Origin of the sequence: Halomonas beimenensis (assembly GCF_002549795.1) — a bacterium.
GTDB lineage: Bacteria > Pseudomonadota > Gammaproteobacteria > Pseudomonadales > Halomonadaceae > Halomonas > Halomonas beimenensis.
Genome location: NZ_CP021435.1, coordinates 147,945 through 169,892, shown reverse-complemented (window position 1 = coordinate 169,892; position 21,948 = coordinate 147,945). Strand labels below are relative to the sequence as shown.

Here is a 21,948-nt window from a genome sequence, read left to right as displayed (position 1 = left end):
CCGTCGCGCCAGTCCCGGGCAAGGCATGTTAGGCTGCCATGAATTCAGTGAATGCCGATGGAGGACGCCGGCGTGCAAGATGCCCTCGAGTGCCTGACTCGGCTGAGGACGGGGCTACGCGGGAATCATCCCGCCCCCAACCAACCCTGCCTGCTGCTGGCGATCCTCTGCGAGATCCAGTCGGGACATATCCGTTCACCGGAGGTGACGATCGATACCCGGCTGATCGTGCGCTATTGCGACCTCTACGAGATCGCGACCGGCGAACGAGGCAACGCCAATCCTTGGCTGCCCCTCTGGGCGCTACGCAGGCGTGATGGCCCCGGCGGCCCACTCTGGATGCCTCGCTATTCGCAGGCCTTGAGCGGGGTCGCGGAGCAATTGGGTCAACCCAAGTCGATGCGCCAACTGGAGGAGCGCTTCACCACCGCACGGCTCGCTCCCGAACTCTTCGAGACCCTGAGCGACGACACCGGCGCCCGGGAAGCCTCGGCCGTCCTGATCGGATGCTATTTCGCACACTCGCCAAGCGCACAGGGCGCCTTGCACGACGCCATGGCGGAGGCCATGGTCAGCGGCGCCTACGAACGCCGACTCGACGAGCCGGATGAGGCTGCCCACGAACCGCCCGAGACCTATGAGGCGGGGCGCTCGGCCGCCTTCCGCCGCCTGGTGCTGGAAGCCTACGACTACCGCTGCGCCGCCAGCCGACGGCGTTTCATCACCCCCGACTACCGCTATCTGGCGGAGGCCGCCCACCTCATCCCCTTTGCCGAGAGCGGGGATGACCGTCCCTGCAACGGCCTGGCGCTGACACCGGACCTGCACTGGGCCATGGACAACCATCTGATAGCCCCTGGGCCGGACCTCAGGTGGCACATCAGCTCCGCCGTCGACCCCCTGGTGGAAGACAATCGCTGGTTGCATCGACTGCATGGTACGGAGCTTCACCTACCCCGGCACGAGCGCCACCGACCGAGTCCCGAAGGGCTTCACTGGCGCATGACGCACCTGCTTCGCTGACCCGGATACGAAAAGGCCCCGCCTCCTTGCGGAGCACGGGGCCTCGAGCGTTCAGGCGAGGAAGGCGCCTTACGGCTTCATGTCCTCGAAGAACTTCTTCACGCCGTCGAAGAAGCTGGTCTTCTTCGGCGAGTGATGGCTGTTGCTGCCCTCCAGGCTGTCCTGGAAGCGGCGCAACAGCTCCTTCTGCTCCTCGCCGAGCTTGACCGGGGTCTCGACCACCACCCGGCACAGCAGGTCGCCGGCGGGGCCGCCGCGGACCGGCTTCACGCCCTTGCCCTTGAGGCGGAACATCTTGCCGGTCTGGGTCTCGGGCGGGATCTTGAGCTTGACCCGGCCGTCCAGGGTAGGCACCTCGAGCTCGCCGCCCAGGGCGGCGTCGACGAAATTGATCGGCACCTCGCACTGCAGGTGGCGACCGTCGCGCTCGAAGATGGGGTGCGGCTTGATGGCGACCTGGACATAGAGGTCCCCCGGGGGGCCGCCGTTGATCCCGGCCTCGCCCTCGCCGTTCAGGCGAATGCGGTCGCCGGTATCGACACCCGCCGGAATCTTCACCGAGAGGGTGCGGGTCTCGCGCACCCGGCCCTCGCCGTGACACTTGTGGCAGGGCACCTTGATGTGCTGGCCGCTGCCGTGACAGGTCGGGCAGGTCTGCTGCACGGCGAAGAAGCCCTGCTGCATGCGCACCTGGCCATGGCCGTGACAGGTCGGGCAGGTCTCCTTGCTGGAGCCCGGCTCGGCGCCGTCGCCATCGCAGCGCTCGCACTCGATGTGGCGCGGCACGCGGATGTCCACGGTGGTGCCGGCCACCGCGCTCTCGAGGTCGAGCTCGAGGTTGTAGCGCAGGTCGCTGCCCCGCTGGGGCGCGTTGGGGTGACGGCGCGCACCGCCCCCGCCGAAGATGTCGCCGAAGACATCCCCGAAGATATCGCTGAAGCCTCCGGCGCCGGCCCCGCCGAAGCCCCCGGCACCGGCGGCCTGGCCGTCGACCCCGGCATGGCCGAACTGGTCGTAGGCGGCCCGCTTCTCGCTGTCGGTCAGGACCTCGTAGGCCTCGGAGACCTCGCGGAACTTCTCGGCCGCGGTCTCGTCGTCCGGGTTGCGGTCCGGATGGTATTTCTGGGCCAGGCGTCGGTAGGCCTTCTTGATGTCCTTCTGATCGGCCCCGCGCTCGACGCCCAGTACCTCGTAGTAGTCACGCTTGGACATGAGTCTGTCCGCCTCCGTAGCGACTCTGCGGAAACACCAACGCGGGAGTCGTCCCCCCGCGCTGGCGTCATCCGTGATTCAGGCGTCGTGGTTTACTGCTTCTTCTGGTCGTCGTTGACTTCCTCGTACTCGGCATCGACCACGTCGTCTTCCTTCTTGGCACCCGCCTCGCTGCCGGCCTCGGCGCCCTGGGCGGCCTCGGCCTGGTCGGCGTACATCTTCTGGGCCAGGTTGCCGGACGCCTCGGTCAGCTTGTCCAGCTTGGCCTGGATGTCGTCCTTGTCGTCGCCCTTGAGGGCTTCCTCGAGCTCGGAGGCGGCGCTCTCGATGGCCTGCTTCTCGTCCTCGGTGGCCTTGTCGCCGGCTTCCTCGAGGGTCTTGCGGGCGGCGTGGACCATGCCGTCGGCCTGGTTGCGCAGCGCCACCAGCTCCTCGAACTTCTTGTCCTCGTCGGCGTGGGCCTCGGCGTCCTGGACCATCTGCTCGATCTCTTCCTCGGACAGACCACTGGAGGCCTTGATGACGATGGACTGCTCCTTGCCGGTGGCCTTGTCCTTGGCGGACACGTTCAGGATGCCGTTGGCGTCCAGGTCGAAGGCGACCTCGATCTGCGGCACGCCGCGCGGCGCCGGCGGGATGTCGGCCAGGTCGAAGCGACCCAGCGACTTGTTCTGGCCGGCCTGCTTGCGCTCGCCCTGGAGCACGTGGATGGTCACGGCGGTCTGGTTGTCATCCGCGGTCGAGAAGGTCTGCGTCTTCTTGGTCGGGATGGTGGTGTTCTTCTCGATCAGCGGCGTCATCACGCCGCCCAGGGTCTCGATGCCCAGGGTCAGCGGGGTGACGTCGAGCAGCAGCACGTCCTTGACGTCGCCGCCCAGCACGCCGCCCTGGATGGCGGCACCCACGGCCACGGCCTCGTCCGGGTTGACGTCCTTGCGGGCGTCCTTGCCGAAGAATTCGGCGACCTTGGACTGGACCAGCGGCATGCGGGTCTGGCCGCCGACCAGGATGACGTCGTCGATCTCGGAGGCGGACAGGCCGGCGTCGGCCAGGGCGGTCTTGCACGGCCCCATGGAGCGGGCCACCAGCTCTTCCACCAGCGACTCCAGCTTGGCCCGGGTCACCTTGACGTTGAGGTGCTTGGGACCGGTGTTGTCGGCGGTGATGTAGGGCAGGTTGACCTCGGTCTGCTGGGCGCTGGACAGCTCGATCTTGGCCTTCTCGGCGGCTTCCTTGAGGCGCTGCATGGCCAGGTTGTCGCCGGACAGGTCGATGCCGCTGTCGGACTTGAACTGGTCGACCAGGTAGTTGATCAGCGCCAGGTCGAAGTCCTCGCCGCCCAGGAAGGTGTCGCCGTTGGTGGCCAGCACCTCGAACTGGGTCTCGCCGTCGACGTCGGCCACCTCGATGATGGAGATGTCGAAGGTGCCGCCGCCCAGGTCGTAGACCGCGATGGTCTTGTCGCCGCGGGACTTGTCCATGCCGTAGGCCAGCGCGGCCGCGGTCGGCTCGTTGATGATGCGCTTGACCTCGAGACCGGCGATGCGGCCGGCGTCCTTGGTGGCCTGGCGCTGGCTGTCGTTGAAGTAGGCCGGCACGGTAATGACCGCCTCGGTGACCTCTTCACCCAGGTAGTCCTCCGCGGTCTTCTTCATCTTCTTGAGCACTTCGGCGCTGACCTGCGGCGGTGCCAGCTTCTTGCCCTTCACCTCGACCCAGGCGTCGCCGTTGTCGGCCTCGGTGATGGCGTAGGGCACCATCTTGATGTCCTTCTGCACCACGTCATCCTTGAAGCGACGACCGATCAGACGCTTGATGGCGAACAGGGTGTTCTGGGGATTGGTCACCGCCTGACGCTTGGCCGCCTGGCCCACCAGGGTCTCGCCGTCCTCGGTGTAGGCGATGATGGACGGGGTGGTGCGTGCGCCCTCGGCGTTCTCGATCACCTTGGGGCTGTCGCCGTCGAGCACGGCCACGCAGGAGTTGGTGGTCCCCAGGTCAATACCGATGATGCGTCCCATAGGAAATCCTCGAAATTGCGTTACAGATTCGTTCGTGTGCGGCCTTCACCGCGGGGTTGCCGTCTATCTGGGGGGCCCTCGCCGCCTTTTCAAGGGGCGAAGCCGCTTTTCGTCCCGAGCTCAGTCGGCGGCCTGGCTGACCACCACCATGGCCGGGCGTACCAGACGACCGTTGAGCAGGTAGCCCTTCTGCATGACGTCCATCACCGAGTTCGGCTCCAGCTCGGGATTGGGCACCATGGCCATGGCCTCGTGATACTGCGGGTCGAAGGGTTCGCCTTGGGGATCGATGACCTCCACGCCGAACTTGCCCAGCACGTCCAGCTGCATCTTCAGGGTCATGGCGACCCCTTCCCGATGCGCCTCGGAGGCATCATCGCCCATGGCCTCCAGGGCCTTCTCGAGGCTGTCGATCACCGGCAGCAGTTCCTTGACGAACTTCTCCAGCGCGAACTTGCGGGCCTTCTCGGCCTCCTGCTCGGCGCGGCGGCGCACGTTCTGGGCCTCGGCCGCGGCACGCAACGACTGATCCTTGGCCTCGGCCAGGGCCTGCTCGAGCTCCTCGACCTTGGCGGCCAGCACTTCGGCCTCGGGGTTGTCCGAGGCCTGGGCCTCCTCCTCGGCCTCGGCGCGCTCGGCGGCGTCCTCCACCTCGCCCTCCACGGGCTCCGGCTCGACCTGGGTGTCGGCCTCCTCTTGCTGGCGCGCCAGCTCGTCGTCCAGCGGGGTCTGCGGGTCTTTGGCCATGCCTCTCTCCTGAATGCCAACCGGCGGCCCGGGGCCGCCTGCAGGACTGACTGTCGGGTGTGAATCGGTGTTGCGGGGTATATGGGGCTGACCGGGCCGATCTCAAGGGAGGCGGGCCACGGGAATCGGGGGCGTGCGTTGTCCCCCCTCCTGAACTACTGTATAAACGCACAAGGCGATGGATGAATAACCAGTAGTTTCGACCGTCGCTCCGAACCGGCCATCGGGAGGCATCATGCTGACAGAGCTCGCCATTCGTGACTTCGCCATCGTCGACCACCTGGAACTCGAGCTCGGCGGCGGCATGACCGCCATCACCGGCGAGACGGGGGCCGGCAAGTCCATCCTGCTCGGCGCCCTGGGGCTCTGCCTGGGCGAACGGGCCGACGCCGGTAGCGTGCGCCACGGCTGCGAGCGTGCCGACCTCAGCGCCCGCTTCGACATCGCCGGGCTGCCCGCCGCCCGGGCCTGGCTGGCCGGCAGGGAACTGCCCGACGACGACTGCCTGCTGCGCCGGGTGGTCACCCGGGCCGGGCGTTCCAAGGCCTGGATCAATGGGCAACCCGCCACCGTGGCCGACCTCAAGGCCCTGGGCGCCCACCTCATCGAGATCCATGGCCAGCATGCCCACCAGGCGCTGCTCGACGAGGACACCCACCTGCGACTGCTCGACGACTTCGCCGGCCACGGCGAGGCGGTCGCCGCGCTGGCCGAGACCTTCCAGGCCTGGCGCGAGGCGCGCCGCCGTCTCAAGCGGCTGGCGGAGGACGGCGACGAACTCCGCGCCCGCCGCCAGCTGCTGCGCTACCAGGTGGAGGAGCTCGACCAGCTGGCCCTGGCCGAGGACGAGCTGGCCGGCCTGGAGGCCGAACAGGAAGAGCTGGCGCACGCCGAGGAACGCCTGCGCGAGGCGCAGTTCGCCGTGGAGTGCTGCGACGGCGAGGAGGGCGGCGCCCTGCCGCTGCTGAACCAGGCGGTGAACCGCCTCTCGGCCCTGCCGGGCAGCGACCGCGGCCCCCTGGCCGAGGCGCTGACCATGCTGGGGGAGGCCTGCATCCAGGTCGAGGAGGCCGGTCGCGAGCTGCACCATTTCGCCGGCGGGGTCGAACTGGACCCGGAACGCCTGGCCTGGGTGGAGGAACGCCTCGGCGAGGTGCACCGCATCGCCCGCAAGCACCATGTGCCGCCCGAGGAACTGCCGGCCCTGCACCGCCGGCTGGGGGAGGAGCTCGCCGAGCTCGACGGCGGCGACGACGACCTGGAGGCGCTGTCCGCCGAGGTCGAGGCCCTGCAGGCCCGCTGGCGCGAGCAGGCCCAGGCGGTGGGCGCGGCCCGCCGCGAGGCCGCCGCCCGCTTCGGCGAGGCCGTCCAGGATCAGTTGGCCTTCCTGGCCATGGGCAAGGCGACCTTCGCGGCGGAGGTGGCCGAGCGGGATGCCCCCGCGCCGGAGGGCCTGGACCGGGTGCGCTTCCTGATCAGCGCCAACCCGGGGCAGCCGGCCCGCCCGCTGGCCAAGGTCGCCTCCGGCGGCGAGCTGTCGCGCATCAGCCTGGCCATCCAGGTGGTGGCGGCCCGACATTCCACCATCCCCAGCCTGGTGTTCGACGAGGTGGACGTGGGCGTCTCCGGCGCCACCGCCGAGATCGTCGGCCAGCTGCTGCGCCGGCTGGGCGAGGGGGGCCAGGTCATGACGGTGACGCACCTGCCCCAGGTCGCCGCCCAGGCCCACCAGCATCTGCACATCGCCAAGCAGGCCGCGGAGGACACCACCCTGACGCGCATGGCGCTGCTCGACGAGGCCGGCCGGGTGGGCGAGCTGGCTCGCATGCTCGGGGGCATGACGCTCACCGACCAGACCCTGGCCCATGCCCGGGAGATGCTCGACGCCAGCCAGCGCGCCCACCACTGAACGCCCGGGCAGGGTGACACCGGTGCTCCCGAAACGACGACGGCCCCGATCGCGAGATCGGGGCCGTCGTGGCGTCGGCTCAGCGGACGCTCACTTCTTGCCGGACGATTCCTGGCGCGTGGCCTTGGAGCCCTTGGGCCGCACATAGAGCACCAGGGCATGGTCGACGAGCTCGTAACCATGCTCCTCGGCGATCTCCTGCTGGCGGCGCTCGATGGTCTCGTCGAAGAATTCGACGATCTCGCCGCTGTCCAGGCACACCATGTGGTCGTGATGCTCGTCCTGAGTCAGCTCGAAGACCGCATGGCCGCCATCGAAGTTGTGGCGGGTGACCAGGCCGGCGGACTCGAACTGGGTGAGCACGCGATAGACGGTGGCCAGGCCCACGTCTTCGCCCGCGTCCAGCAGCGTCTTGTAGACGTCCTCGGCGCTCAGGTGATGCTTGTTGGTGGCGTTCTCGAGGATGTGCAGGATCTTGACGCGCGGCAGGGTCACTTTGAGACCGGCCTTGCGCAGTTCATGGTTCTGGTCGGCCATGGTTGCTCTTCGCAGTATCGGGTAGGGTCGGGTATGATCGACCGAAACCACGATAGTGAAGAACCGCCGCAAATGCAAAAGCTGAGCAGAATAGTCACCCTTTCCCTTGCCCTGACCCTGATCAGCGGTTGCAGCTACTTCGGCGTCTACAAGCGCGACCTGGCCCAGGGCAACCTGGTGACTCCGGCGATGGCCGAGCGACTGCAGCCCGGCATGACCCGCCAGCAGGTCATCGACCTGATGGGCAGCCCCCTGCTGGAGGCGCCCTTCGCGGCCGACGAATGGGACTACCTCTACCGCCTGGACCAGGCCTATGACGGCGTCGAGCAGCGCCGCCTGACCCTGACCTTCGACGGCAACCGCCTGGCAAGCATCGAACGCCATGGCGACTTCTCCCGGCCGCCGGCCCTGATCTCCGAGCGCGGCATCGGCCCTACCGAGACGACCGACGAAGGACGCGGCAACCTGCTGGACACCCTCGCCCCGGACGACGAGTAGGCGGTCACCGGGCTATGCCCCTTTCCTGCCGGCGCGGGCGGCCCTGGCCGCCCGCGCCGCCTTGGGGTCGACCTTAAGCGGCCGGTAGACCTCCACGCGATCCCCCGCTCGCAGCGCCTGGCGGTCCGGGTCACGCAGCGCCTTGCCGAAGATCCCCAGGTCGGCCTCGGTGAAGGTCGCGGCCGGCAGCTCCGGGAAGTGCTCCTCCAGCCGGGCCATGGCGACCGCCTGACGAGGCGTGGTGCCCTGGGGCACCGTCAGCTCGACGATGCGCTGCTTGTGCGGCAGGGCGAAGGCCACCTCGACGGTGATTTCCGGGGTCTCAGTAGCGTCCATGGCCATAGAGCTGGTCGGCACGGCGGGTGAAGGCGTCCACCAGTTGCCCGGCCACCTGCTGGAACAGCTTGCCGAAGGCCATCCCCAGCAGACGGCTGGCGAACTCGAACTCCATCTCCAGGCTCACCTTGCAGGCGTTCTCTCCCATGGGCAGGAACAGCCAGCGGCCCCGCAGCCGCTTGAACGGTCCCTTGACCAGCGACAGCTCGATGCGCTCGGGCTCGTGGAGGTCGTTGCGGGTGGTGAAGCTCTGCTCGATGCCGGCCCGCCCCAGGGTCATCTCGCCGATCAGGTGGACGTCGTCACGCTCGATCAGGCGGGCATGGCGACAGCCCGGCAGGAACTCGGGGTAGCGCTCGAAATCGTTGACCAGATCGAACATTTCCTGGGGGGTGTGCCGCACCAGGGCGGACCGATTGACCGTTGGCATTGACCTCTCCGCTGACTTCAAGGGGCCCAGGGCGTATCATGAGCGGTTATTTCGGCCTTGAATGGTATCACGCTTCCCCCCATATCGGAGGGGCAGGCCGCCACCGGCAAGACAGACACGAGGTTCCATGGCCAACAAGAAAGGCAAGGGCAAGGGTCCCGGCAGCAACGTCATCGCCCTCAACAAGAAGGCGCGTTTCGAGTACCACATCAACGAGACCTTCGAGGCCGGGCTGGCCCTGGCCGGCTGGGAGGTCAAGAGCCTGCGCGCCGGCAAGGCACAGCTGACCGACACCTACATCCTGGTCAAGAACGGCGAGGCCTGGCTGCTGGGCAGCCATGTCACGCCGCTCAATACCACCAGCACCCATGAGGTCGCCGACCCGACGCGGACCCGCAAGCTGCTGCTGCACAAGAAGGAGATCGCCAAGATCTTCTCGCGCACCCAGGACAAGGGGCACACCTGCGTGCCGCTGAAGCTCTACTGGAAGGGCAACAAGGTGAAGTGCGAGCTGGCCCTGGTGTCCGGCAAGAAGCTTCACGACAAGCGCGCCACCGAGAAGGATCGCGACTGGCAGCGACAGAAGGGCCGGATCATGCGCGAACAAAACCGTGCCTGAGGTGTCATACCGACAGCCATCCTGATAAGATGGCTAGCGTTAAGGGGGCGACATGGCTTCGACGCCGGTGACAACCCCTGAGGTGCATGCCGAGAGCGTGATGTATCTCGTAAATCCAACATCACGATTAAATAGTCGCAAACGACGACAACTACGCTCAGGGCGCGCTGGCAGCTTAAACGCCGCTAGCTTCTAGCCCGGCCCCGAAGTGATGTGCCCATTCATCACGGAGGGGATACGAGCCAAGACTGATGGGATCGCGGCTGGCTCCGTCCTCGCGTCAGCCGTTAAAACTTAGAGGAATCGCGTCTCTGGATCCTGCCCGTCGGAGCCAGTGGCGTTAAAGCAAAAGACGGAACTAAGCATGTAGAGCCGATGGGCGAGTGCCGGCGGACGCGGGTTCGATTCCCGCCGCCTCCACCAACTCCAGAGAAAAGCCACCCCGAGGGTGGCTTTTTTCGTCTCCACGGCAGGACGTCGTTTGCCCGGGAGAGCCTCGCCAGCGAGTGCCGGCGCTTTCTCGACACCCAGGGGTTCGATTCCCGCCGCCCCAACGCCAGAGAGAAGCCACCCCGAGGGTGGCTTTTTTCGTCTCCACGGCAGGACGTCGGCTGCCCGGCAGGCCCTCGGCGCGAGTGCCAGCGCTTTCTCGCCCACGGACCCACCACCGACAGGTTCGATTCGTGCTCGATGGCAGGGACGGCTTCCTCGCGACGGGCCGTTGCTGCTGTAATGAACGCAACCCCTCCGCCCGTCGCGAGATCGCCATGCCCGCTCCCTTGCCTCCGATTCCCCACCTGCCCGAGCCGGACTGGTCGGCGATGGCCCGCCTGCCCATCCGCGAGTGTCACGAACCCCTGGTCCCGGTGAGCCTGGCACCGCCGCCCCTGGGGGCCTACCCCGCCTACTCCCGGCTCGGCGTGCCCGGCGCGGTCAATGAGTGCCATGTGCGCGAGGGCGTCTACCGACGGCTGCTGGCGGTGGCCCGAGCCCTGCCCGAGGGCCTGAGCCTGCTGGTGCTGGACGGCTGGCGGCCCTGGCGGGTGCAGCAGCATCTCTTCGAGACGCTCCAGGAAGCGATCCGTGAACGCCACCCGAGCCTGGACGAGGCGACCCTGGAAGCCCGAACCCGGGAGTTCGTCGCCCTGCCCAGCCGCGACCCCGAGGCCCCCAGCCCCCATCTCACCGGCGGCGCCGTGGACGTCACCCTGTGCGACCCCGACGGACTGCCGCTGCCGATGGGCACCCTCTTCGACGAGGCCGCCCCGGCCTCGCACACCGCCGCCCTGGAGCCCCTGGAGGCCCCCGACGAGACCCAGCGCCGCGCCCGCGACAACCGGCGGCGCCTCTATCACGCCATGCGCAGCCAGGGCTTCACCAACCTGCCCAGCGAGTGGTGGCACTTCGACTTCGGTGATCCGCTCTGGGCGCATTACGGCGGCCAGGCCGAGGCGCACTATGGCCCCACGGAGCCGGTGACGTTGGAGAGCCGCTGGCGGCGCGGCCTCTAGGCAGAGCCCAGACACGACGACGCCGGGCCCGCGGGGCCCGGCGTCGCTCGATGACACCACGCGTACCGCGTCAGGCGGCGTGCATGGCCAGGGCGGTGTCCAGCATGCGGTTGGAGAAGCCCCACTCGTTGTCGTACCAGGCCATGACCTTCACCAGTCGACCGTTCACCCGGGTATGGTTGCTGTCGAAGGTCGAGGAGTTGGCGTCGTGATTGAAGTCGATGGACACCAGCGGCTGGGCGTTCACCGACAGTACCGGCGAGGCCTGGGCGGCCTCGGCGACGATGGCGTTGACCTCCTCCCTGGTGGTGTCGCGGCTCGCGGTGAAGGTCAGGTCCACCAGCGAGACATTGATCACCGGCACGCGCACCGCCAGGCCATCGAACCTGCCGGCCAGTTCGGGCAGCACCAGCCCCACCGCCGCCGCGGCCCCGGTCTTGGTCGGGATCATGGAGTGGGTCGCGCTGCGGGCCCGGTAGGGGTCCTTGTGGTAGACGTCGGACAGGTTCTGGTCGTTGGTGTAGGCGTGCACCGTGGTCATCAGGCCGTTCTCGATGCCGACCGTCTCATGCAGCACCTTGGCCACCGGCGCCAGGCAGTTGGTGGTGCAGGAGGCGTTGGAGACCACCTTGTGCTCGGGCGTGAGCACGTCCTCGTTGACCCCGAAGACCACGGTGGCATCGGCGTCCGGGCTCGGCGCCGAGATCAGCACCTGGCCGGCGCCCGCCTCGAGATGCTTGGCGGCGTCGGCCCGCTTGGTGAACAGGCCGGTGCATTCCATGACCAGGTCCACGTCGAGGCGTGCCCAGGGCAGTGCCGCCGGGTCGCGCTCGGAAAGGATCTCGATGCGGTCGCCGTCCACGGTGAGGCTGCTCTCGTCATGGCCGACGTCGAAGGGAAAGCGGCCGTGCACGGTGTCGTGGCGCAGCAGGTGAGCGTTAAGGGCCGGGTCGCCGAGGTCGTTGATGGCGACGACCTGCACCCGATCGCGATAACCGCCCTCGTACAGGGCCCGAAACACGTTGCGTCCGATGCGACCGAAGCCGTTGATGGCGATCTTGAGCGTCATGGCGTCTACCTCTCGAACCAGTTGCCGTCTTGCAGGAAATGATGCGGGCCGAGCCGGGACGGCACCCCCTTGGACCACCGGACGGGGATCAAGCTCGTGGGCCGACGGCTCGCGTTTCCCTCAATGTGGCCCAGGACAGGGCAGGAGACAAGACTTTTTTCGTAATTTTACAACATTAGAGCGTCTTTCGTGATCCGCCACGATCATGGAATGCATTGAGTAAAAAGGATTCCACCCTCTTTCCGGCCTCGCCCACCGGCACGCCTTAGACTTTGGTTGCAGCGCTGATATTTCGTAATATCACCACTAATGCGCTATCGTCATCTCTACCCAAGCCTCGAGATCCCCACAGGAGACACCGGCATGCCGCATCATCCCGCCCCCGTCCGCCGCACCAAGATCGTCGCCACCCTGGGCCCCGCCAGCGACCGGGAGGGCGTGCTTGAGCGGATGATCGCCGCCGGCGTCGACGTGGTGCGCCTGAACTTCTCCCACGGCTCGGCGGACGACCATCGCCGCCGGCTCGCCGCGGTGCGCGAGATCGCCGATCGCCTGGGCCGCAGCGTCGCCGCCCTGGGCGATCTCCAGGGGCCCAAGATCCGCATCGCCCGCTTCTCCGACGGCAAGGTCAGCCTCGCCGAGGGCGCGCCCTTCGTCATCGACGTGGCCCTCGACGCCGAGGCCGGGGACGCCGAGCGGGTGGGCTGCGACTACAAGGCGCTGGCCTCCGACGTGGCCGCCGGCGACCGCCTGCTGCTCGACGACGGCCGGGTGGTGCTCGACGTCGCCCGGGTCGAGGGCAGCGCCATCCACACCACCGTGGTGGTGGGCGGCGAGCTGTCCAACAACAAGGGCATCAACAAGCAGGGCGGCGGCCTCTCGGCCCCGGCGCTGACCGACAAGGACAGGGCCGACCTGGAGACCGCCGTGGCCATCGGCGTGGACTACCTGGCGGTGTCCTTCCCGCGCAGCGCCGCCGACATGCACGAGGCCCGCGAGCTGCTGGGGGACGCCGGCAAGGAAATCGGCCTGGTGGCCAAGCTGGAGCGCGCCGAGGCGGTGGCCAGTGATGCCACCCTCGATGCCATCATCGAGGCCAGCGAGGCGGTGATGGTCGCCCGGGGCGACCTGGGCGTGGAGATCGGCGACGAGAAGCTGATCGGCACCCAGAAGCGCATCATCAAGCATGCCCGCAGCCACAACCGGGCGGTGATCACGGCCACCCAGATGATGGAGTCGATGATCGAGGCCCCGCTGCCCACCCGGGCCGAGGTGTTCGACGTGGCCAACGCCGTGCTCGACGCCACCGACGCGGTGATGCTCTCCGCCGAGACCGCCGCCGGCGACTTCCCGGTGGAGACCGTGGAGGCCATGGCCCGGGTCTGTCTGGGCGCCGAGCGCGAGCGCATCGCCCAGGAGTCGAGCCACCGCATCCACGAGGGCTTCGAGCGCATCGACGAGACCATCGCCCTGTCGGCGATGTACGCCGCCAACCACCTCACCGGGGTGGCGGCCATCGCCTGCATGACCGCCACCGGCTACACGCCGCTGATCGCCTCGCGGATCCGCTCGCGGCTGCCGATCGTCGGGCTGGCCCACAATCCCGTCGCCCAGCGACGCATGGCGCTGTATCGTGGGGTCATCTCGCTGCCCTTCGACACCAGCGACATGACGGCCGCCGAGCTCAACGACCGGGCCCTGGAGCGGGTGGTAACCCAGGGCATCGCCGTGCCGGGCGATCACGTCATCCTCACCCGGGGCGATCACATGAACGCCCATGGCGGCACCAACACCCTGAGGATCCTCGCAGTGGAAACGCATCATGAGTGATACACGCCCGCGGCGGGACGCCCGCCGCACCCTCCCGAGCCACAAGCGCATCGCCCTAATCGCCCACGACGGGAAGAAGGACGAGATGCTGGAGTGGGCGGGACGCTGGCGGGAGACCCTGTCTCGCCACCGCCTGACCGGCACCGGCACCACCGCGCGTCGCCTCGCCGACACCCCGGGGCAGGAGGTGGAGCCGTTGATGAGCGGCCCGCTGGGGGGCGACCAGCAGATCGGCGCCCGCATCGCCGAGCAGACCCTGGACCTGCTGGTGTTCTTCTGGGACCCCTTCGCGCCCCAGCCTCACGACCCCGACGTCAAGGCCCTGTTGCGCCTGGCCGCCCTGTGGAACCTGCCCGTGGCCTGCAACCCGGCCAGCGCCGACTTCCTGCTGAGCTCTCCCTGGCTCGACCGCGACTACGAGATGGCCATCCCCGATGGCGGCGGCTGGATCTCGGAGCGCACCGGCTGACCCGGCCGCCAGGACGATAAACGAGAGGACCCCCGCATGTTCCAGCTCACCCGCAGCGTCACCTGGCAGGCCCTGAAACGGCTCCAGGCCGACACCGCCAACGATCGCATCGCCGACTACTTCGCCGCCGACCCCCAGCGCTTCGACACCATGAGCCTGCGCGTCGGCGGGCTCTTCCTCGACTACTCCAAGCACCATATCTCCCGGGCGGTGCTCGACAAGCTGCTCGAGCTCGCCGACCATTCCGCCCTGGTCCAGCGCCGTGCCCAGATGTTCTCCGGCGACATCATCAACGTCACCGAGGACCGCCCCGTCCTGCACACCGCCCTGCGCAACCTCGGCGAGGGCCCGCTGTGGGTCGACGGCCAGGACGTCATGCCCGAGATCCACCGCTCCCGGGAGCAGCTCCGGCGCTTCTCCGAGGCGGTGCGCAGCGGCGAGTGGAAGGGCCACGACGGCCAACGCATCAAGGACGTGGTCAACATCGGCATCGGCGGCTCCGACCTCGGCCCCAACATGGCCTGCCGGGCGCTGCTCAAGTACCGCCATCCCGAGCTCAACTTCCACTTCGTCTCCAACGTCGACGGCGCCCACATCCAGAAGGTGCTGTCGCGCCTCGACCCGGCCACTACCCTGTTCATCGTCTCCACCAAGACCTTCTCCACCCAGGAGACGCTGCTCAACGCCAAGACCGCGCGGCGCTGGTTCCTCGAGCACGCCGGCCCCGACGCCGACGTGGGCGCCCACTTCGTCGCCGCCTCCACCAACCGCCAGGCGGCCATGGAATTCGGCATCCGCGAGGAGAACGTCTTCGAGTTCTGGGCCTGGGTCGGCGGGCGCTACTCCATGTGGTCCTCCATCGGCCTGCCCATCGCGCTCGCCGTGGGCTTCGACGGCTTCCTGGAGATGCTCCAGGGCGCCTACGAGATGGACCAGCACTTCCTGACCGCGCCCAACGAGGCCAACATGCCGGTGCTGATGGCGCTGATCGGCATCTGGTACATCAACTTCCAGGGCGCCGAGACCCAGGCCATCGTGCCCTACGACCAGGCCCTGCATCAGCTGCCGGCCTTCCTCCAGCAGCTCGACATGGAGTCCAACGGCAAGTCGGTGGACATCTTCGGCCGGCCGGTGGACTACAAGACCGGCCCCATCGTCTGGGGCCAGACCGGCTCCAACGGCCAGCACGCCTTCTTCCAGCTGCTCCACCAGGGCACCCGCTACGTGCCCATCGACTTCATCGCCTCGCTCAAGCCCGAGCCGGGCATGGAGGACCACCACTTCGCCCTGCTCACCAACATGCTGGCCCAGGCCAACGCCTTCATGGAGGGCAGCCAGAAGGGCGGCGAGCTCGATCCCTACAGCTGCCCGGGCAACCGCCCCTCCAGCACCCTGCTGCTCGACGAGCTGACGCCGAAGAACCTCGGCGCGCTGATCGCGCTCTACGAGCACAAGGTGTTCGTCCAGGGGGTGATCTGGAACATCAACTCCTTCGACCAGTGGGGCGTGCAGCTCGGCAAGCGCATCGCCGGCGAGATCAGCAGCCGCCTCGACGCCCACAGCCAGGACTTCGACGCCTCCACCCAGGGGCTGCTGAAGCTGGTTCGCGAGCACTTCCCGGCGCCGGAACCCGTCGAGACCAAGCCCGCCAAGCGCGAGAAACGCAAGGCCTCGTCCTGAGCCTCGGCGTCAGCGGGCCGGCCGTCCGGCCCGCTGGCCCAGCCAGGCGGCGGCGAGCCAGAGCGGCACATTGCCCAGCGCATAGCCAAGGGCGAGGGCCGGGCGTGCCGTCTGCAGCAGGTAGAGGGTCTCCAGGCCGAACAGCGAGAAGGTGGTGAAGCCACCGCAGAACCCCGCCACCAGGAAGGGCTGCCAGCGGGCCGCCCGGCCGACGAGGCGATGGGAGGCCCGCGCCACGAAGGCGGCAATCAGCCAGGAACCGAGCAGGTTGACGGCCAGGGTGCCCCACAGGAAGGCACTGCCCAGCCAGTGGAAGAGCCCCTGTGCCACCAGGTGGCGCAGCAGGGCACCGAGGCCGCTGCCCAGGCCCACCGCCAGGTAGGCGCGCCAACCGCTCATGTCACGCCTCCGGCCAGCCACCAGCCGAGCCCACCGGCCCCGAGGCCGAGCGCCAGGGAGGCCAGGACGTTGCCGAGGGCCGCCGCCGGGCGGCCTTCCTGCCACAGGGCCAGGGTCTGCAGGCTGAAGGAAGACACCGTGGTGAAGCCGCCCAGCCCCCCCACCGCGAGGGCCAGCCAGGCCGGGCCGACGACCGTGGGCCAGCCACTGCGGGCGGCCAGCGCGCCGATGGCCAGGGTGCCGACGACGTTGACCGCCAGGGTCCCCCAGGGGAAGGCGCGGCCGAGCCGGCGCCCCACGACCTCCGAGACGGCCAGCCGGGCCATGCCGCCCAACGCGCCACCCAGCGCCACCCAGGCCAACCCCATCATCCCGATGCCCATGAGCGTCTCCCTTCTCTCGTCGCGCGACCATGCTAGCCGAGCCGGGAAGGCGTCACAAAAAAACGCCACCCGGTCGGGCGGCGAAGAGGCATGCTTGCCTTGCGAAGAGGGCTGGAGCCTCGAGGGGCCCTCCAAATATGGCACACGCGTTATATCTTGTACAATATCGGTACACCATGATGCCCCCACGGGACTCGACGCGACCCGGCTGGCCTGGGAGCATCATCCCTGGCGACTCATCCACGCCCGACACGGAGGCCAAACGCGTGAACGTCCGACGACTCCTCTTCCCCATCGGCGCCTGGCTACTGGCCCTGCTGCTGGTGGCCGCCCCCGCCCAGGCCCAGGAGGCCGGCGCCCCGGGCGCGGCCGATGCCAATGCCACCCTCGCCGAACTGCTGGAGAATCCCGAGACCCGCCAGCAGCTCATCGACCGGCTTCGCGGCCTGGCCGAGGCCGCTCCGGCCCAGGCCGCGGACGGCGCCTTGGCCGAACCCTCGCTGCCACGCCGGCTGGCCGAGGCCACCAGCCGCATCGCCGGCGATCTCGGCAATCAGCTGAGCGGCCTGGTCCAGGCACTGGGAGGGCTGTTCAGCGACGGCCTGGGCGAGGACGGCACCTTCGACATGGCCGCCTTCGTCGGCGCCGCCATCAACCTGGGGCTGGTGATCCTGGCCACCGTGGCGCTCTTCCTGGTCATTCGCCGGCTGGCGCGCCCGGTCTTCACCCGGCTCAGCCAATGGACGCTGACCGGGCAAGGCCTGCAGCCACTGATACGGCTGGTGATCGGGGTGGCCCTGGCGGCCCTGGTCGACGTGCTGGTGGTCGCCCTGGCGTACGTGGGCGGCAACCTGGTGGCCACCTTCGCGGTGGGCGAAAGCGGCGAGCTGTCCACCCGAGCCTCGCTGTTCCTCAATGCCTTCCTGGTCATCGAGCTGCTCAAGGCCGCGGTGCGCACGCTGTTCGCCTCGCGCTACGAGGGCCTGCGCCTGCTGCCCATCGCCGCCGGCGACGCCTCCTACTGGAACCGCTGGATCGCCCGGCTGATCGGCCTGGCCGGGTACGGGCTGATGGTGGTGGTGCCGCTGGTCAACGCCTACCTGTCCCCCACCCTCGGCAAGGCCGTCGGCACCCTGATCATGCTCGGCGCCTACGCGTATGCGGTGGCCGTGGTGCTGGGCAACCGCCAGCGCCTGCGCGAGGCCCTGAACCGCAAGGCCGGCCAGACGACCATGACCGCCAGCCGGGTCTCGTTGCAGCTGTTCGCCCGCACCTGGCACCTCTTCGCCCTGGCCTACTTCACGGTGGTGCTGGTGCTGACCCTGACGCGCCCGGAGGATGCCCTGCCCTTCGTGCTGCTGGCCACCCTGCAGACCCTGGTCACGGTCCTGGTGGGCATGCTGGTGTCGTCCTTCCTGACCCAGACCATCGGCCGGCGCATCCGGCTCGGCGACGACCTGCGGCGCAAGCTGCCGCTGCTCGAGCCACGCCTCAACAGCTATGTCCCCACCGCCCTGCGGGTGATACGCGCGGTGATCCTGATCGGCGTGGCGATGGTGGTGCTCAGCGCCTGGGGGGCCTTCGACCTGGCCGGCTGGTACGCCTCCGAGGCCGGTCGCGGCCTGGTCGGCAAGCTGGTCAGCGTCTTCCTGATCCTGGTGGTCGCCGCGGCCACCTGGCTGGGCCTGGCCAGCCTGATCGAGCACAAGCTCAGCCCCGAGACCGGCGGCGGCGTGCCCTCGGCCCGTGCCCAGACGCTGCTGGCCCTGTTCCGCAACGCCCTGGCCATCGCCCTGATCACCCTGACCGCGATGATCGTGCTGGCCGAGATCGGCATCAACATCGGCCCGCTGATCGCCGGCGCCGGGGTGCTGGGCCTGGCCATCGGGTTCGGGGCCCAGAAGCTGGTCCAGGACATCATCACCGGCATCTTCATCCAGGTGGAGAACGCCATGAACACCGGCGACGTCATCACCGTGGGCGGCGTCACCGGCGTGGCCGAGAAGCTCAGCATCCGCTCGGTGGGCATCCGCGACCTCAACGGCACTTACCACATCGTGCCCTTCTCCAGCGTCGACACCGTCTCCAACTACATGCGCGACTTCGCCTACCACGTCGGCGAGTACGGCATCGCCTACCGCGAGGACATCGACGAGGCCATCCAGGCGCTGCGCAACGCCTTCGAGGAACTCTCCGGCGACGAGGAGCACAAGGCCAGCCTGCTCGAGCCGCTGGAGGTCTCGGGCGTCACCGCCCTGGCCGACAGCTCGGTGAACATCCGGGTGCGCATCAAGACCACGCCGGGCAACCAGTGGGCCGTGGGCCGCGCCTACAACCGCCTGGTCAAGCGGCACTTCGACGCCGCCGGCATCGAGATCCCCTTCCCCCATACCACCCTCTACTTCGGGGTGGACAAGGAGGGCGGCGCGCCGCCGGCCAACGTGCGGGTCATGCCGCGGGACGCCGCCGCGGACGACGGCTCGAGCGAACGGCGACTGGCTGCCTCCTCCCCGGACGAGGCGCCCCCGGAGGTGCACAACCGCGGCGACGAGGACTGAGCGCCGGGTCCCGCACCCAACGCGAAGGGGGCTGCCGATCGGCAGCCCCCTTCTGGTTCCGGCCGTGGCGTCCCGGCGTCAGGACGCCGCCTGGGCATTGCGCGCCAGGGTGTCCTCGGGCTCGGTGGGCTGGGGCAGGGAGGGCAGCGACTTGTCGAGCAGCTCGACGCTCTGACGATAGTAGAGCTGGCTCTTGTTGTGCTCGCCCAGGTTGGCGTAGAGCCTCGCCAGCTCGGCGCAGACCACCCCGCTGGGGCGCTGTCGCTGGCTGGCCTCGAAGTACTCCTGGGCCTTGCCCCAGTACGCGTTGCGCAGCGACAGCCGGCCCAGGGTCAGCAACAGGTCCGGGTCGTTGGGCCGCTCCTGCAGCCACTTCTCGGCCACCACCAGCTGGCGGGCGGGATCCACCTCGAGCAGGCCGTAGCGCAGCACCAGTCGGCTGTCCCAGTGCTCCTTCAGGGAGTGGCGCAGCAGCCGCTCGGCGATGCCCTGCTCGTTGCCGCGCACCAGGGCCTCGGCGTAGAGCACGATCAGGTCGGCGTTGCCGCGCAGGTGGTCGGGCATGTCCGCCCAGAGGTTGCGGACCCGCTCGATGTCGCCCGGTTGACGCGCCTCCCGGGAGATCAGCTCGCGATAGGCGCGCAGCTCGAGCTGCTCGCGCTCGTCCTGGGAGATCAGGTGCTGGGCACCGAGACGCGGCATCAGGCGGCGCAGTCCGTCCCAGTCGCTCAGGCTGATGTAGGCCTGCTTGAGCTGCTTGAGCACCTGGGGGTGATTGGGCAGGTGGCGGTCCAGCCGGGTCAGGATCGCCAGGGCCTCCTCGTACTGCTGGCGGTCCAGCATCAACTGGGCCTGCATCAGGCCGACGGCGGTGTCGGCACCCTCGGTACTGAGGTGGGCCCGCTTGAGCAGGGTATCGGCCTGCTCGTAGCGCCCCTGGTAGTGGGCCGCCAGGGCCGCGGACAGGTAGTTGACCAGCGGCGTGCTGGAGTCGTCGGCGGCCTTGACCAGGGACTTCTCGGCGCGCTTCCAGCGGCCTTCGGCCAGGGCCACGAGGCCCCGCACCGTACGCTTCATGGCGGTCCGGTTGCGGGAACGGCTGTTCCAGACCTTGAAGCGCGAGACCGGCCGGGTCAGGCGCATCAGCAGCCGAAGGGCGAAGTGCAGGACGATGAAGGCGGCGAGCAGCAGCACTAGGCCGAACCAGAAGGAGGTCTGGACCGAGGTGTCGCCCACCCGCACCAGCCAGTAGCCGGGCACCGACATCATCAGCTGGCCGAACAGGGCCCCGACCGCCAGGCCCAGGACCACGAGCAGGATCAGCTTTCTCATGCCTCATCTCCCTGGCCGTTCGCGCCGGCCTCGAAGCGGTGCTCGATGAAGCTCGCCAGCGCCTGCTGGGAGCCGCTGATGTCGGGCAGCTCGGGGCGGATGCTGCGACCCTTGAGCTCCTCGAGCCGCGAGAGGACCGCCTGGACGCCGTCATGGCCGGTGTCGTAGTAGCCGCGGATCAGGGTCAGCGCCTTGTCGAGGCTGGCGTCATACAGCGGCTGCTCCTCCTTGAGCAGGGCCAGCTGGGCCTGCTCGAGGATCAGCCTCACGCTCTGGCGCAGGTACGACTCCTGTTCCGGCGAGATCAGCGCCTCCAGGGCCTCGTCGTGCCGGCGCACCGTGACCAGGTCCTTGAGCTCCTCGCCGAAACGCGCCAGCTGCTGCTGCCAGGCACCGCTGGGCGCCTCCTCGATGGTGGCATCGGCGGCGATCTCCTCGATGTCCTGGGCCAGGGGCAGGCCGGCGATCCGCTCCTGCTGGGCGTTGAGCGCCAGGTAGAGGCCGGTACGGTCGACCCGCGGGACGGCCTCCAGGGCGGCCAGTTCCGAGGCGATCTCGCGGCGCACCGGCAGCAGCGCCGGGTTGTCCGCCTCGCGCAGCCGCTCGTCGGCGGTGCGCAGCAGCGCCGCGGCGCCCTCGACGTCACGCTCCAGCTGAAGCCGCTGGTTGGCCAGGCGCAGCAGATAGGCGGCCTCGGCATGAAGCCACTCGCGCTCGTCGGTCTGCTGCTCGCTGGACAGTTCCTCGAGCACCCGGTCGAGGGCCTGGTCGACGCCGTCCCGATACTCCGAGAAGTCGCTGCGCAAGGCGGCGATGGCCGACTCGCGCTCGCCCTGGGCGCTTTCCAGCCGGCTCGCCAGGTCGTCGAGCTGGGACTCGGTGGCCGGCGATTCGGGCAGGGCGGCCAGGCGCTGCTGCTGGCTCTCCAGCTTCTGCCAGACCTGCCAGCCGAAGGCCGCGCCGCCGACACCCAGCAGGATCACCAGCCCCAGGGCCAGGGGGCCGGCCTTGCCACCGCCCTTGCCATCCTGGCCGCTGCCGCCGCCCGTGGCGGATCCGCCCCCCTGGCCGGTCGCCGCCTTGGCCTTCGTTTCGGGCTTGTCGGACGGCGCCTTGCCGGACGGGGCCTTGGTGCCGGAGGCGGCCCTGGGCTCGCCACCGCTCTTGGCGGCGTCGGAGGGAGAGGAGGACGAGGCGGCATCCGCGGCCTTGTCGCCGGCCGGGCCGTTGCCCTTGCCGCGGCGTCGCGATCGGCGCGACGACGAGCCGCCGGACCTGCCGGCCCCGGCACCTCCCGGGCGGTCCTCGGGTGCCGAGCCGGCACCGCTCGAGGCCTCGTCGGAAGGCGTCTGTTGTTCGTCCTGATCGTTGTGTTGATTGCTCAT

At 68.9% G+C, this 21,948-nt stretch carries 20 protein-coding genes and 1 other RNA gene; 10 read left to right on the top strand and 11 right to left on the bottom strand.

Annotation, left to right across the window (positions count from 1 at the left end; all coding sequences use genetic code 11):
- The first annotated feature begins 72 nt into the window (after window positions 1–72).
- Window positions 73–1,023, top strand: a complete 951-nt coding sequence (locus BEI_RS00830) for an HNH endonuclease (protein ID WP_193765137.1) — start codon at window positions 73–75, stop codon at window positions 1,021–1,023.
- Window positions 1,024–1,092: 69 nt separating this feature from the next.
- Here BEI_RS00830 and dnaJ read toward each other — a convergent pair whose 3' ends face one another.
- The 3 genes from dnaJ to grpE all read right to left on the bottom strand — a co-directional run bounded on the left by dnaJ (window position 1,093) and on the right by grpE (window position 5,003).
- Window positions 1,093–2,235: a molecular chaperone DnaJ gene (gene dnaJ / locus BEI_RS00825; RefSeq protein WP_097787731.1), complete on the bottom strand. Its 1,143-nt coding sequence runs from the start codon at window positions 2,233–2,235 to the stop codon at window positions 1,093–1,095.
- 92 nt (window positions 2,236–2,327) lie between these two features.
- Window positions 2,328–4,256, bottom strand: a complete 1,929-nt coding sequence (gene dnaK, locus BEI_RS00820; protein ID WP_097787730.1) for a molecular chaperone DnaK — start codon at window positions 4,254–4,256, stop codon at window positions 2,328–2,330.
- Window positions 4,257–4,376: 120 nt separating this feature from the next.
- The gene (grpE, locus tag BEI_RS00815; protein WP_097787729.1) at window positions 4,377–5,003 is read right to left on the bottom strand and encodes a nucleotide exchange factor GrpE; all 627 of its coding nucleotides are present in this window, start codon (window positions 5,001–5,003) and stop codon (window positions 4,377–4,379) included.
- A 235-nt stretch (window positions 5,004–5,238) separates the two neighbouring features.
- Here grpE and recN point away from each other — a divergent pair, with 235 nt between their 5' ends.
- The gene (recN, locus tag BEI_RS00810; RefSeq protein ID WP_097787728.1) at window positions 5,239–6,912 is read left to right on the top strand and encodes a DNA repair protein RecN; all 1,674 of its coding nucleotides are present in this window, start codon (window positions 5,239–5,241) and stop codon (window positions 6,910–6,912) included.
- A gap of 90 nt (window positions 6,913–7,002) precedes the next feature.
- Here recN and fur read toward each other — a convergent pair whose 3' ends face one another.
- Window positions 7,003–7,449 (bottom strand): ferric iron uptake transcriptional regulator, encoded by a 447-nt coding sequence (gene fur / locus BEI_RS00805; protein ID WP_097787727.1) that lies wholly within the window; start codon window positions 7,447–7,449, stop codon window positions 7,003–7,005.
- A 72-nt stretch (window positions 7,450–7,521) separates the two neighbouring features.
- Between fur and BEI_RS00800 the strand changes: the two genes are divergently transcribed.
- Window positions 7,522–7,947, top strand: a complete 426-nt coding sequence (locus BEI_RS00800) for an outer membrane protein assembly factor BamE (protein WP_193765136.1) — start codon at window positions 7,522–7,524, stop codon at window positions 7,945–7,947.
- A 12-nt stretch (window positions 7,948–7,959) separates the two neighbouring features.
- Here the strand turns inward: BEI_RS00800 and BEI_RS00795 are convergent, their stop codons facing one another.
- Window positions 7,960–8,283: an RnfH family protein gene (locus tag BEI_RS00795; protein WP_379802322.1), complete on the bottom strand. Its 324-nt coding sequence runs from the start codon at window positions 8,281–8,283 to the stop codon at window positions 7,960–7,962.
- Window positions 8,270–8,713 (bottom strand): type II toxin-antitoxin system RatA family toxin, encoded by a 444-nt coding sequence (locus tag BEI_RS00790; protein WP_097787724.1) that lies wholly within the window; start codon window positions 8,711–8,713, stop codon window positions 8,270–8,272. Before BEI_RS00790 ends, BEI_RS00795 begins: the two co-directional genes overlap by 14 nt.
- Window positions 8,714–8,840: 127 nt before the next feature.
- On the opposite strand from BEI_RS00790, the gene smpB reads away from it, so the two are divergent.
- The 3 genes from smpB to BEI_RS00775 all read left to right on the top strand — a co-directional run bounded on the left by smpB (window position 8,841) and on the right by BEI_RS00775 (window position 10,843).
- Window positions 8,841–9,332 (top strand): SsrA-binding protein SmpB, encoded by a 492-nt coding sequence (gene smpB, locus BEI_RS00785; RefSeq protein ID WP_097787723.1) that lies wholly within the window; start codon window positions 8,841–8,843, stop codon window positions 9,330–9,332.
- Between the two features lie 43 nt (window positions 9,333–9,375).
- Window positions 9,376–9,755: a transfer-messenger RNA gene (ssrA, locus tag BEI_RS00780) on the top strand.
- 344 nt (window positions 9,756–10,099) lie between these two features.
- Window positions 10,100–10,843: a M15 family metallopeptidase gene (locus tag BEI_RS00775; RefSeq protein WP_097787722.1), complete on the top strand. Its 744-nt coding sequence runs from the start codon at window positions 10,100–10,102 to the stop codon at window positions 10,841–10,843.
- 70 nt (window positions 10,844–10,913) lie between these two features.
- Here the strand turns inward: BEI_RS00775 and gap are convergent, their stop codons facing one another.
- On the bottom strand, window positions 10,914–11,912 hold the full coding sequence (gap, locus tag BEI_RS00770; protein WP_097787721.1) for a type I glyceraldehyde-3-phosphate dehydrogenase: 999 nt from the start codon (window positions 11,910–11,912) through the stop codon (window positions 10,914–10,916).
- Window positions 11,913–12,275: 363 nt separating this feature from the next.
- Here gap and pyk point away from each other — a divergent pair, with 363 nt between their 5' ends.
- Genes pyk through pgi form a run of 3 tightly spaced genes read left to right on the top strand, consistent with a single transcriptional unit; the run spans window position 12,276 to window position 15,891 of the window.
- On the top strand, window positions 12,276–13,742 hold the full coding sequence (gene pyk / locus BEI_RS00765; RefSeq protein ID WP_097787720.1) for a pyruvate kinase: 1,467 nt from the start codon (window positions 12,276–12,278) through the stop codon (window positions 13,740–13,742).
- Window positions 13,735–14,211: a methylglyoxal synthase gene (locus BEI_RS00760; RefSeq protein ID WP_097787719.1), complete on the top strand. Its 477-nt coding sequence runs from the start codon at window positions 13,735–13,737 to the stop codon at window positions 14,209–14,211. The genes pyk and BEI_RS00760 overlap by 8 nt, the downstream gene beginning before the upstream one ends.
- A gap of 36 nt (window positions 14,212–14,247) precedes the next feature.
- Window positions 14,248–15,891, top strand: coding sequence for a glucose-6-phosphate isomerase (pgi, locus tag BEI_RS00755; protein ID WP_097787718.1), 1,644 nt, complete (start codon window positions 14,248–14,250; stop codon window positions 15,889–15,891).
- Between the two features lie 9 nt (window positions 15,892–15,900).
- Here pgi and BEI_RS00750 read toward each other — a convergent pair whose 3' ends face one another.
- Together BEI_RS00750 and crcB are read right to left on the bottom strand one after the other, a co-directional pair.
- On the bottom strand, window positions 15,901–16,290 hold the full coding sequence (locus tag BEI_RS00750) for a fluoride efflux transporter FluC (protein ID WP_097787717.1): 390 nt from the start codon (window positions 16,288–16,290) through the stop codon (window positions 15,901–15,903).
- Window positions 16,287–16,673, bottom strand: coding sequence for a fluoride efflux transporter CrcB (gene crcB / locus BEI_RS00745; RefSeq protein WP_097787716.1), 387 nt, complete (start codon window positions 16,671–16,673; stop codon window positions 16,287–16,289). Before crcB ends, BEI_RS00750 begins: the two co-directional genes overlap by 4 nt.
- Window positions 16,674–16,939: 266 nt before the next feature.
- Between crcB and BEI_RS00740 the strand changes: the two genes are divergently transcribed.
- Entirely contained in the window at window positions 16,940–19,231 is a 2,292-nt protein-coding gene (locus tag BEI_RS00740) for a mechanosensitive ion channel domain-containing protein (RefSeq protein ID WP_227644530.1), read from the top strand.
- Window positions 19,232–19,309: 78 nt separating this feature from the next.
- On the opposite strand, the gene BEI_RS00735 is transcribed toward BEI_RS00740, so the two are convergent.
- Window positions 19,310–20,563, bottom strand: a complete 1,254-nt coding sequence (locus tag BEI_RS00735; protein ID WP_097787715.1) for a heme biosynthesis HemY N-terminal domain-containing protein — start codon at window positions 20,561–20,563, stop codon at window positions 19,310–19,312.
- Window positions 20,560–21,948 (bottom strand): uroporphyrinogen-III C-methyltransferase, encoded by a 1,389-nt coding sequence (locus BEI_RS00730; protein ID WP_097787714.1) that lies wholly within the window; start codon window positions 21,946–21,948, stop codon window positions 20,560–20,562. Before BEI_RS00730 ends, BEI_RS00735 begins: the two co-directional genes overlap by 4 nt.